Genomic DNA, 11,901 nt, shown 5'->3' on the forward strand with positions numbered 1-11,901 from the left:
GGCGGGCATGCGGGAAGTATGAACGAAGGGTGAGGTGACCCCTTACCGGCCCAGGCCGGATCACCGGGGCGGGAGTACGCTGGGGCTACCGGTTCCGGCCGAGGGATGTGAGGTCATGGAGACCTTCGTGACCGTGCTCGTCATGCTCGGGATGATCGCTCTGGGGGCGATCGCGCTTCAGATGCTCAACAACCAGCACGACGAGAATATCGCCGCCTTCCCCACCGGCGGCCGTACCAAGCCACGCATCCGGCACACCGCGCGCGAGTGGTTCCGGCTCCACCGTCACAGCGGGAAGTGACGGCGCTCCACGGCGGAAGGCGAGATGCCCGAGATCGTGCGATCCCGGGCAGCACACCTCGTCACCCCGTCACCCCGTCACCCCGTGACCCGCGACCCCGCGACCCCGTGACAGCAACTCCCCAGGGCTGGGCATCCGCCCTTCCTCGCCGTTCAGCTTGCTCGGGCGCAGACCGTCGACGAGGTGCTCCACCCGCTCGGCGGGAGCAGCGCCTGAGCCGTGCGTGCGGGCCCGCTCCCACCGACCTCACCGCCCCACCGCCCCACCGCCCCACCGACCCCGGACGACTCGTTGCCGACGCGACGGACGCTGACCCCGGGCCGATCGCCGTACGGGTCGGTCGCCGCAGGCGTCGGCCGCCCCGACCCGCCCGGGGGCCCCGGCGGACAGTTCGCGCCGGCGCAGTTCTCGCCGTGCCGCGGCAAGGTGTTGACCTCCTTGGTCGACGGGGAACCCACATCGGCACTCGGACGGACCCTGAGGGCGCCCCCGGCAACGTTGTCAGTCACCCACCGCTGCGCCGCCGATCCGTCACGGACCTTGACCACCACGGACGTTCCCGGATCGGCGGAGGTGGGGACGAGGGCCAGTCCGTCGTTCCACCGGGGAATCACATTGCCCTGGATGGTCAGGTCGTACCGCACGTCCGACGCGTTGACCGCCGACGCCGCGAGGCATACGCCGAGTACGGCCACGCCGTCGATCGCATGGGAGTTCAGACACAGGTCGGGTGCGGCAGAGCTGCGCAGCAGCCCGTCGTCCTCGTACACCCACTTCTGTGTCACGGAGGCCGAGCACACGGCCATCGACGCCTCCGCGCCGGGCACGGCCGTGCGATCGTCGATGTCGAGGCAGAGATCGGCGTCGACATTGCGCAGCCTGGTGAACAGCGGGCCCGCGGGAAGTGCGGCCGACGTGGTCGACGGCTCCGGTGAAGTACCCGAAGGCACCTGCGATCCGGGTGCGGGAGGTGTCGCCGTGGTGACGGCGCCGCTCGGGACCGAGGGTCCGGCGTAGTCACTCTCGTTCGACCAGAGCTCCGAGACGGCGGTGACGACGAGCGTGCCGGTCACGAGCAGTCCCAGACCGGTGAGGACGGCCCTCGGCCGGGCCACCATCATGTGCCGTCCCGGGAAGGTCATACGGGGCAGGGCCCGCGGGCGTCCGCCCCGCGAATGCCGGCCCGTACTGCGAACGGGGCCTGAACCCGCCTGCGTTCGGGCCCTGTTGCGGGCGGGCCGCGATTCGATGTAGGCGCGGGCGGCCTGGCCGAGCACTCCTTCGGCCAGCAGGACAGGCAGCCGCCCGTCGAGCTGGTTGAGCTGTTCGGCGGCGTAACGGCAGTGCTGACACTCCGCCAGATGCCGCTGAATGTCCGGGATCAGAGTGCCGCCCCGGCGCAGGGACACGTCGAGCAGCCGGCTGTAGTGGCGGCAGTCATTGTCCGGCGCGAGTTCGAGATGGGCGCGCAGGCAGCCCGCACGGAAGACCTCACGCGCCTGCTCGAGCTGGGCCGTCGCACCACGCGGGTCAATGGCCAACAAACTGGCGGGTATGGATATGCCTTCGGCCTCGACCTCCGCATGCCACAGCAGGCATTGGGCGGGTCCGGGCATTGCGTGGAATGCGCGGGCGACCAACTCCCGATTCACCGCCAGAGTGAACATGTCGACTCGAAGGGTGCGGCCGCCGTCCGGATACTGGAGTTCCGGCATCGCGGTGACGCGCTCGTCACTCGCCCAGCCCTTGGCTATTTGACGGGCAGTCAACAATAGGAGCGGACGAAGAGCCGCCGTCGTCCGCGCCTTCCGGAGATTTTCCAGCACCTTGCTGAAGGCCGCCGTCGCGAGCATCGACGCGGCTTTCGCCGTGGGGGTGCAGATCGACGCGTAGTCGAACACCGGTTGCCAGTGCCTCGCCAGCAGCACTGCTACAGGACGGGCCTCGCCCTTCCCCTCGCTGGTCCGCAGCGTGGCCGCGAGACCTTCGTCGGAGTCCGCGGAGCTGAGGCCGGCACTCGAGGGAGGGACGGGACCCGGAGTACGGGGATTCTGCATACAAGTCTTTCCATCCAGGGCAGTGCAGTGGGGGGTTGCAGGCCTCTCCATCCCGGTCAACCGGTGACATTTTCCCGCCGGTTGAATGGGCAACGACTGATTGGTACATACCTGTCGGCACCGCACTCGATGTTTTCGAAGCGACTTACCGGCGGTAATTCGAACGGTTGAGCAAAATCGCCATGTTCGGACGCGAGGAAGCTCACCCTTACACAACTCACCTGTTTGGAACAAGAGTTCCGGGCGGCGACCATTCGCGGTGCATCGAGAATGAGAAAGGACCGCACTTCAGACGGGACGCAACAGCGCGGGGCCGGAGTCCAGGAGTACAGGAGTGCACTCCTGCCCGCGCCCGAACCTGATCAGAATTGAGCGCTTTTGCTTGCCGAGTTCGTGGAGTTGGAGTGCGCGCCGAGGCGCAGCGTCCCGGTGAGCCCGCCGCGCATCGCGGAGAGCTCCTGTTGCGGCGCGTCACGCTCGGCCGGTATCCGGTGGGCCGGCAGCGGCTCTCCTAACGGCGTCACGATGACGACCTCTACAGCGTCACGATGACGACCTCCGTCGCCTTGACGCTGGTCCATACGGAAGTCCCGTCGGCGAGGCCGAGTTCGGCCGCGGCCTGAGGGGTGATCTCGGCGACGAGATCGGGTGCCTGCTGCGAGGTGACCAGGATGCGCAGCCTGCTGCCGGTCGCGGTGATTTCCCGAACGGTGCCCGGCCAGACGTTACGCGGGCTGCCGCCGGGCCTGTCGCGGTGTACGGCGACGGCCTCCGGAGCGATGATCGCGAGGGCCTCCGTGCCCACGGGCAGCGGATCCGCGACGACGAGCCGCCCGCCGCCGGGGAGCGCGAGACCGTTCCCGGTGGCGGTGCCCGGCCAGGCGTTGCGGCCGAGCATCCGGGCCACCCACGGGGAGCGGGGGTGGCGGGTGACCTCGGCGGGCGGCGCGTCCTGGAGCGCGCGGCCCTCGTCGAGTACGAGAACCCGGTCGGCCAGCGACACGGCCTCCACGGGGTCGTGGGTGACGATCAGGCAGACGCCGCCGAAGCCGTCGAGGTGGGTGCGCAGGGTGTGGCGTACCCGGGCGCGGGTGGTCTGGTCGAGGGCGGCGAGGGGTTCGTCGAGGAGCAGCAGCCGGGGGCGGGCGGCCAGTGCCCGTGCCAGGGCGACGCGTTGGGCCTGTCCGCCGGAGAGCTGGGCGGGCCTGCGGTGGGCCAGGTGGCCGACGCCGAGCCGGTCGAGCCACTGCTGGGCGTCGCGGCGGGCCTCGGCGCGCGCGACACCCTGGGCGCGCAGCCCGTACGCCGTGTTGGCGAGGGCGTTGAGGTGCGGGAAGAGGGCGCCGTCCTGGGGGACCCAGGCCACGCCGCGGCGGTGCGGGGGCAGACCGGTGACGTCGGTGTCGCCGAGGCGCAGGGCCGCGTGGGCGCGGGGGGTGAGGCCGAGGAGGGCCCGCAGGAGGGTGGTCTTGCCGGCGCCGTTGGGGCCGACGACGGCGATGGTGGTGCCGGGCTCGGCGTCCAGGGTGAGCTCATTGAAGCCGGTGACCTCGGCGTGCAGCGGCCAGCCCCCTTCCACAGCAGGTGCCTTGAGGTTCTGGGGGACTGCGGCCGGGGGCGGTTCCGCGTCGCCCGCCGCGGGAGCGGGCTTGTGCGAGCGGTCGCTCGGCACCCCGGTCCAGCGGCCGCGCAGGGCGATGAGCACCAGCATGGCGATGGCGAGCAGCAGCAGGGAGACGGAGGTCGCCGCCTCCGGCTCGTTCTGGAGGAGCAGGTACACCTGGAGGGGCAGGGTCTGCGTCGTACCGGGCAGATTGCCGGCGAAGGTGATGGTCGCGCCGAACTCGCCGAGTGCCCGCGCCCAGGTGAGGGCTGCTCCGGCGATGAGCCCGGGGGCCACCATGGGCAGGGTGACGGTGAAGAACACCCGTACCGGCGAGGCTCCGAGCGAGGCCGCGGTCTCCTCGTAGCGCGGCCGCAGCCCGCCGAGCGCGCCTTCGAGGCTGATGACGAGGAACGGCATCGCCACGAACGTCGCGGCGACGACGGCGCCCGAGGTGTGGAAGGGCAGCGTGATGCCGAAGGTGCTTTCCAGCCACGGGCCGAGCAGACCCCGGCGGCCGAAGCCGAGGAGGAGCGCGACACCTCCGACGGTGGGCGGCAGCACCATCGGCAGCAGTACGAGGGAGCGTACGAGCGCCTTGCCGGGGAAGTCGACGCGGGCCAGCAGCCAGGCCAGCGGCACCCCGAGCAGCAGCGAGAGCGCGAGCGCCCAGAAGGAGACGAGCAGCGACAGTTGCAGGGCCTCGGTGACGCCGGGGGTGGTGAGGTGGCTGCCGAGGTCGCCCCATGTCGTACGGGCGAGGATGCCGATCAGCGGCATCAGCAGGAACGCGATCGCGAGAAGCGCGGGCAGTGCGAGCACGAGGGGGGTGCGGGTGCCGCGCGTGCGCAGACGTGTCATCAGGGGTTCCCCAGGTCTCGAGTGTTGATCGCGGGCTGCCCGGTCCCCCCACCGGGCAGCCCGGGTGCTGCGGTTACGGCTGCTGGAAGCCCGCGTCCCGGAGGATCTTCTGCGCCTCGGGAGTGGACAGCCACTTCACGAAAGCGGCGGCGGCCTCACTGTTCCTGGACGTCTTCAGGGTCGCTGCCGGGTATTCGGCGATGGCGTTCTGCGCGTCGGGGATCTCGACGGCGTCGACCTTGTCGGTGGCCGTGGCGGCGTCCGTCTTGTAGACGAGACCGGCGTCGGCCTCACCGAGCTCGACCTTGCTGAGAACGGCACGGACGTTGGGCTCCTGCGAGACCGGCTTCACGTCGATCTTCTGGGCGTCCAGGATCTTCTGGCTGTAGCGGCCGACCGGGACCTCGGGCGCGGCGAGGACGACCTTCAGCTCGGTGTCGGCGAGGTCCTTGAGGTCGTCGACCTTCTTCGGGTTGCCCTCGACGGTGGCGATGACCAGCCGGTTCTTGGCGATGACCGTCGGCGTGCCGACGTCCGGCCCCAGACCGTCCATGGTCTTGGTGTCCGCGGTGACCAGCGCGTCGGCGGGGGCGCCCTGCTTGACCTGGGCGGCGAGCTCCTGGGACCCGGCGAAGGAGAAGGTCACCCTGGTGCCCGGATGGGACTTCTCGTACGCGGCGCCGGCTGTCCTGAAAACGTCAGTGAGCGAAGCGGCGGCCAGCACGGTCAGGTTGGCCTTGGGAGCGCCGGTGGCGGCCTTCGCCGCGCTGTCCTTCTTACTGTCGTCGCTGCCACAGGCGGCCAGCGGCACGAGCAGAGCCGCGGTCAGGACGGCGGCGGCGGTACGGCGCCCGTTGAAGGCGTACGACATGGCGGGACTCCTCGGTGAAGCGGTGTGAACAGACCGCGTCGGGGACGGGCGACGCCGCTGCGGGGAAGGGACACGATGGGTGGCGGTTCAGGTGCGGTCGATGTGCACGCTGGTCGACTTCACGCGGGCGGTGGCCTGCATGCCGACTTCCAGCCCCAGCTCCTCGACGGCTTCCCTGGTGAGCAGGGAGACCAGCCGGTGCGGGCCGGCCTGGATGTCGACCTGCGCGGCGACGTCCCCGAGCTTGACCGCGGTGACGATGCCGGGGAACGCGTTACGGGCCGAGGTGTACGAGGCGTCCTCCTCGCCGGTGCCGCCCTGGGCGACCTCGATGGAGAAGGCGGCCAGGTCACGGCCGTCGATGAGCCTGCGGCCGCTGTCGTCGCGATGGGTCGCGACCCGGCCGGCGTCGGCCCAGCGGCGAGCGGTGTCCGGGCTGACGCCCAGCAGACGCGCCGCCTGGCCGATTGTGTAGGACTGCATATGCGACAAGGTAGGCAGTGTCAGCCAGCATTTACAAGCTCCAGAGCTCTGATCCGTAGCAAATGCCAGCCCGCTTGGAGGAAGCCCCAAGCGCACTGCCCGGCCGAAGCGCACTCCCGTGGCTACGTTGAGTTCATGAGCCTGAGCATGCGCAATCAGATCCCCGGCACCGTCACAGCCGTCACCCCCGGCGAGGTCATGGCGACCGTCAAGGTCCGCCTGATCGGCGGCCAGGACATCACGGCCGCGATCACACTGGAGGCCGTCAGGGAGCTGGGCATCGCCGAGGGCTCCTCCGTACGCACGCTGGTCAAGTCGACCGAGGTGTCGCTGGCCACCGGGCCGGTCGAGGGCCTGAGCATCCGCAACCAGATCCCCGGGACGATCACCGAGCTCACCACCGGCGGCGCGATGGCGAGCGTCAAGCTGGAGGTCGTGGGCGGCACACTGACCGCCGCGATCACCGCGGACGCGGTCGCCGATCTGGGGCTCTTCGTGGGGTCGTCCGCCGTCGCTCTGATCAAGTCGACCGAGATCGCGCTCGCCACGGACTGAAGCCCGGGAGCCCACCACCGCCGTCCCACCGGCTGTTCGAGTACGGCGGCTCCGACGGACCGGAAACCGCGCCGCCCCCGGCCGGACAGAGGGGCGGCGAAAGTGCAGGTCACGCGTCAGCGTTTGAGCGACTCGGCGTCCCCCATGACGATCACCGGGTGCTGGTCGGGATCGAGCGTGAGCAGGAGTTCCCTCATGTGCTTCTTCGTGAGGCTCACACAGCCATGCGTAGGTCCGTCGTGGTCGACGTGCAGCCAGATGCCGCCGCCCTTGTCGTTGCCGAGGGGGCGGGTCCAGTCGAGGGGGGTGGTTCCGGTCTTGCGGTTGTAGTTGATCGCGACGACGTAGTCGAAGGAGCCCTTCAGCGGCTCGCCATCGAAGCCCTTGCCGCCGATGGTGAAGCCGTGCGACTGGTCGTACGGCAGCTTGGTACCGGGATCCTTGAGCAGCCCGCCGGCATCGGTGAGGGTGAACACGCCGATGGGCGAGTGGAGATCGCCGGCGACGTGGTTGTCCGTCCAGCCCTTGAGAGCGTTGTGGGCGGGCCAGGTTTCTCCTGGCTCCCAGCCCGCGCTTGTGCGGTTGTACAGCACTACCCGCGATGTCGGGGAGTTCTTGCCCCTGCCGGTGACCAGGACAACCTGCCGCGCGTTGCCGGGGATCTCGGCCAGCGTCCGCGGGCCCAGGCCCGGCAGCCGCGCAGGCACCGATGCGGCGGACGCTTCGGTGTCCGGGGCTGTCGGCCGGGGCATGGCCTGTGTCGTGCCGAAGGCGCCGGACGCGGGGACTGACGTGTCCCCCGCACCGACGGCCGCCGGCCCGGCGTCGTCGGCTGTCCCGGCGCCGATGCCCCCGCATCCGGCAAGAGTTATGGACAGGGCCAGGACGGTGGCCGACATCCTCAGATGGTTCAGGCCCTGGGCTATGGAGGTGGTCGCTTGACGGTTCCCGAACGGTGCACGGGGACACCGTCGGTGCGGGCGACTGGTTGATGAAGCCATGTCTTCAACGTGGATGAGACATGTGAGGAACGTGTCAGCTCCATCGCGCGAGGTCAGACGGAGGGACAACGCGTGGCGGCACTTGGCGGGCCACCGATGGGCGAGGCCGGCAGAGATGGCATCCGGCATCCCCACCGGCACGGTCCGCCTCAGAGTGCGGAGCCCGCCTTCCACTGGTTCCACGGCATGTTCCAGCCGTTGAGGCCGTTGTCAGGGGCAATCGTCTTGTCGTCCGAGTTCTTCACCACGACCACGTCACCGACGAGGGAGTGGTCGTAGAACCAGGCGCCGTCCTGACCGGGGTCGCCGCCGCCCCGGGCGTCGTTCAGCCCCACGCAGCCGTGGCTGATGTTGGACCGGCCGAACACCGAGTCCGCGCCCCAGTAGTTGCCGTGGATGAACGTGCCCGAGGTGGACAGGCGCATGGCGTGCGGGACGTCGGGGATGTCGTACTCGCCGGCGAAGCCCACCGTGGCTCCGTTCATTCGCGTGCTGATCAGCTTCTCCGATATCACCATCCGGCCGTTCCACGTGGGCGAGTTCTTGGCGCCCGCCGTGATGGGGACGGTCTTCACGGTCCTGCCGTCGCGGACGACCGTCATCCGGTGCGCGGAGGCGTCCACGGTGGAGACCTGACTGCGGCCGACGGTGAACCGGATGGTCCTGCTCTGTTCGCCATACGCGCCCTGGGCGCCCTTGACTCCGTCGAGGCCGATCCTGACAGTGACGGTGGAGTGGGCCTTCCAGTAGTTCTGTGGACGGAAATCGAGGCGCTGCGCGCCGAACCAGTGGCCGACGACGGGCTGTTTGCCGCTGGAACTGACCTCGATGGCGGACTCGACGGCCTTCTTGTCCGTGATCGCCTTGTCGAAGGTGAACGAGACCGGCATCCCCACCCCGACCGTGGCTCCGTTGTCCGGGGTGAACGTGCCGGTGAAGCGGTCGGTTTCGGCGAGTGTCGTGAACGCGATCCGCTTCGTGTCCTCGCGTCCGTCCTCGTGGGCAGCCACCACGGTCAGCCGGTGGGCGGTGCCGTGGTCGAGGGCGGCATCGGGTGCCCAGGTCTTCTTGTCCGGGGAGAGTTTGCCGCGCACCACCCGGCCGTTCGCGGTGACGAGGGACACCTTGGTGATCCTGCCCGCCTCGACCGTGACGCGGCCGCCGCGTCTGACGGAGACATCGCTCTGTCCGTCGGCGGCGTTCAGGTGTATTCGTGGCGTGGCGGTGGCCCTGGCGGCGGACGACGGCGCCTTCGCGCGGTCGTTCGTGTCTGCCGGCCCGGTGCTGCATCCGGCCAGAAGGCATATCGAGATCGACAGGACAGCGAGGGCTGGGGCGGGGCGGGTGCGGTGCATGGGGTCTCCGTCGTACGCGTTGAGTGGCGTGTCCCACCGAGTCGTGGGAAAAGAGCCCCAGGTTCGAGCGGCGCGGTGTCGGCGCTGATCGGCGTGACTGCGTCCGGCCGGGCGCCGGGCGCTCCGTGGCTGCGGGCCGGGCCGCAGCACTTCGGCTCGCCGTCGCCGTCACACCCGGCAGCTGCCCGGCGTGATGGCTGCGCCGGACGTGCCCCAGGGCTGCGCCCAGCCTGGCGGGCGGATATCAGGAAGTTGTGAGGGTGTGGGAAGGCCCGCACGTCGGCCCGATGTCGTTCCCGCACGCATAGAGTCAGTGGCGTGTGCGCACATATTCTGGTGGCGGAAGACGACGAAATGCAGGCCAGGCTCATACACCGGCTGCTGCTTCAAGAGGGGCACACCGCCGTCGTGGTCCACGACGGCCGGGCCGCGATCGACGAGGCCAAGAGCCGCAGACCCGACCTGGTCGTCCTGGACCTGATGCTGCCCAGGGTCGACGGTTTCGGCGTGTGCCGCGTGCTGCGCCAGGACGGGGACATACCCGTCCTCATGCTCACCGCCAGCTCCACCGAGGACGACGTACTGCTCGGCCTCGAACTCGGCGCGGACGACTACATGACCAAGCCGTACAGCCCACGGGAGCTGATGGCCCGTATACGCACCGTGCTGCGCCGTGCCCTCCGCCCCGCCGAGCAGTCGCCTCTGCTGCGCGCAGGCTGCATCACCGTCGATCCCGTACGGCACCTGGTGACCTGTGACGGCATCCCCGTCACGTGCACCCCCGGCGAATTCGCCATCCTCCACGCCATGACCGCGGAACCCGACCGGGTGTTCTCACGCCGTCAACTGCTGGAGCACACCCGTGGCCACGACCGTGCCTCAACCGAACGCGCCATCGACGTACACATCATGAACCTGCGCAAGAAGATCGAACCCGACCCGCGCAGACCCGTCCGGCTGCTGACGGTCTTCGGCGTCGGCTACAAACTCGTCGGCGGCCATGACTCCTAGTCCTCGTATTCCCTGGCGTAAGAGCCTTTCGGTGCGGCTGCTGTTCACTTCCATGGCCATCGCCGCCGTCTCCGTGGGTGCCACGGCATGGCTGGCCGTGGAGACCACCACGCGTGCCATCCAGGAGGAGCGCGGTCAGGTGCTCTCCGACGACACCGACATCCTGCGGCAGCTCGGCGGTTTCGCCGCGACCCACGCCGACTGGGACGGCGTACAGACCTTGGTGCGCACGCTGTCACGCACCACGGACCGGCGCATCGCCCTGACGACCGAGACCGGGCTCACCATCGCCGACTCCGCCGCCCCGGGTACCGCCCTGCCCGCCCGCGCCTCGGCCACCGTCGAACCGCTGAACACGGACACGTACACCGAACCGGGAGCCCAGCTCGCCGGGATCGACCCACGGGCGGTGGGACCGTATCTGCTCCCCCCGGCCGAACGGGCACAGGTAAAGACGCTCGCCGAGAAGCGTCTGGCGTGCATGCGGCGGTACGGAAGCGACGGCAGCAGCAGCCAAAGCCCCAGCGGCCGCACAGTGGTTACGTCCGACGGCGGGGAGGCAACCGTGCCGCTGCAGTGCGCCGACGGAGAACTCAACACCCCCACACGCACCGAGATGAAGGCGCTGGACGAACTCAACGCCCTGATCGTGTCCTGCCCCGATCTCGAGCAGGGGAAAGGAACCCCGCTGGCCGGAGCCGGCATCGACTTGATTCCCGGCTTCGACACCCCGGCGAGCGACAGCGGCCGCCCGCTCGGTCAGACGCAGAGCTGCGTCGACAGTGCGCGCCGCACACAACTCGACCCGTACGTCGCCCCGAGGGCCAGACTCTTTCTGGGCAGCCTGGGCCGGCAGCCCACAGGTTTCAACCTCTCCCCCGCCAACAAAGCCAAGATCGTCGGCGTCACGGGTCTCGTCCTGGCGGTCACCGTCGCCATGACCGCAGTCGTCGCGATCCGCCTCGTCCGTCCCCTGCGAGCCCTGACGGCCGCGGCTCAGCAGCCACCGCAGCGGCACGCGCGCGTAGCCGTCACCACCAAGGACGAGACCGGCTATCTGGCGGCCGCCTTCAACGATCTCACCGCGCGCCGCGAACAGCTGGAAGCCCAGCGCAAGGCCATGGTCAGCGACATCGCCCACGAGTTGCGGACCCCGCTGACCAATATCCGCGGCTGGCTCGAAGTCACCCGCGACGGGCTGCTTCCCCCGGACCCGGATCTCATCGCTTCCCTGCACGACGAGGCCCTGCTGCTGCAGCACATCATCGACGATCTGCAGGATCTCGCCGCCGTCGACGCCGGCACCCTGAGGCTGCACCGCGAGCCTGTGGGCGTGGACGAACTCGTCGCTCAGGTGGTGTCGGCGCATCGCAGCCGGGCCGAGGCCGCGGGCATCCGCCTGCGCACCCGCACCACTCCCGGCCTCTGGCTGGACGCCGACCCGGTGAGGATGCGCCAGGCCCTGGGCAATCTCGTCGCCAACGCGCTCCGGCACACCCCCGCGGACGGCACGGTCACCCTCACCGCCCGGCAGGCCGGTGACCTGGCCGTCCTCACGGTGGAGGACACAGGAGGCGGCATCGCCCCCGAGGACCTGCCCCATGTCTTCGAGCGTTTCTGGCGGGCCGAGAAGTCCCGCAGCAGACGCACCGGCGGCAGCGGACTGGGTCTGTCCATCGTCCGCCAGCTCGTCGAGGCGCACGGCGGAACCGTCACCGCTGACAGCCCGCCCGGCGCCGGGGCGGCTTTCACCGTCCGGCTTCCCCTCGGACCGGAGCCGGACAGCCTGTCGCCATGAAGTGC

General features: G+C 69.9%; 11 protein-coding genes. 4 read left to right on the plus strand and 7 right to left on the minus strand.

What is annotated here, in order from left to right:
- Window positions 1-115: 115 nt before the first annotated feature.
- On the plus strand, window positions 116-301 hold the full coding sequence (locus SLUN_RS12250; RefSeq protein ID WP_108148520.1) for a hypothetical protein: 186 nt from the start codon (window positions 116-118) through the stop codon (window positions 299-301).
- A 152-nt stretch (window positions 302-453) separates the two neighbouring features.
- Here SLUN_RS12250 and SLUN_RS12255 read toward each other — a convergent pair whose 3' ends face one another.
- The 5 genes from SLUN_RS12255 to SLUN_RS12275 form a co-directional block, all read right to left on the minus strand.
- Window positions 454-2,358 (minus strand): RICIN domain-containing protein, encoded by a 1,905-nt coding sequence (locus SLUN_RS12255; RefSeq protein ID WP_108148521.1) that lies wholly within the window; start codon window positions 2,356-2,358, stop codon window positions 454-456.
- 362 nt (window positions 2,359-2,720) lie between these two features.
- Complete coding sequence (locus tag SLUN_RS12260) at window positions 2,721-2,882, minus strand: hypothetical protein (protein WP_254708828.1); 162 nt, start codon at window positions 2,880-2,882, stop codon at window positions 2,721-2,723.
- A gap of 11 nt (window positions 2,883-2,893) precedes the next feature.
- Window positions 2,894-4,822 (minus strand): ABC transporter permease, encoded by a 1,929-nt coding sequence (locus tag SLUN_RS12265; RefSeq protein WP_108148522.1) that lies wholly within the window; start codon window positions 4,820-4,822, stop codon window positions 2,894-2,896.
- A gap of 73 nt (window positions 4,823-4,895) precedes the next feature.
- On the minus strand, window positions 4,896-5,693 hold the full coding sequence (modA, locus tag SLUN_RS12270; RefSeq protein ID WP_108148523.1) for a molybdate ABC transporter substrate-binding protein: 798 nt from the start codon (window positions 5,691-5,693) through the stop codon (window positions 4,896-4,898).
- 87 nt (window positions 5,694-5,780) lie between these two features.
- A complete protein-coding gene (locus SLUN_RS12275) occupies window positions 5,781-6,176 on the minus strand; it encodes a TOBE domain-containing protein (RefSeq protein WP_108148524.1) in 396 nt (131 codons plus the stop codon).
- A gap of 135 nt (window positions 6,177-6,311) precedes the next feature.
- On the opposite strand from SLUN_RS12275, the gene SLUN_RS12280 reads away from it, so the two are divergent.
- Window positions 6,312-6,731, plus strand: a complete 420-nt coding sequence (locus SLUN_RS12280) for a TOBE domain-containing protein (protein WP_108148525.1) — start codon at window positions 6,312-6,314, stop codon at window positions 6,729-6,731.
- A gap of 116 nt (window positions 6,732-6,847) precedes the next feature.
- Here SLUN_RS12280 and SLUN_RS12285 read toward each other — a convergent pair whose 3' ends face one another.
- Together SLUN_RS12285 and SLUN_RS12290 are read right to left on the minus strand one after the other, a co-directional pair.
- A complete protein-coding gene (locus SLUN_RS12285; protein WP_108148526.1) occupies window positions 6,848-7,630 on the minus strand; it encodes a L,D-transpeptidase family protein in 783 nt (260 codons plus the stop codon).
- Window positions 7,631-7,881: 251 nt separating this feature from the next.
- Window positions 7,882-9,087 (minus strand): L,D-transpeptidase, encoded by a 1,206-nt coding sequence (locus SLUN_RS12290; RefSeq protein ID WP_108148527.1) that lies wholly within the window; start codon window positions 9,085-9,087, stop codon window positions 7,882-7,884.
- 318 nt (window positions 9,088-9,405) lie between these two features.
- On the opposite strand from SLUN_RS12290, the gene SLUN_RS12295 reads away from it, so the two are divergent.
- On the plus strand, window positions 9,406-10,098 hold the full coding sequence (locus SLUN_RS12295) for a response regulator transcription factor (RefSeq protein WP_257153711.1): 693 nt from the start codon (window positions 9,406-9,408) through the stop codon (window positions 10,096-10,098).
- Window positions 10,088-11,896, plus strand: a complete 1,809-nt coding sequence (locus SLUN_RS12300) for a sensor histidine kinase (RefSeq protein WP_108148528.1) — start codon at window positions 10,088-10,090, stop codon at window positions 11,894-11,896. Before SLUN_RS12295 ends, SLUN_RS12300 begins: the two co-directional genes overlap by 11 nt.
- Window positions 11,897-11,901 lie beyond the last annotated feature (5 nt).

It is taken from the genome of Streptomyces lunaelactis, from assembly GCF_003054555.1.
Classification (GTDB): domain Bacteria; phylum Actinomycetota; class Actinomycetes; order Streptomycetales; family Streptomycetaceae; genus Streptomyces; species Streptomyces lunaelactis.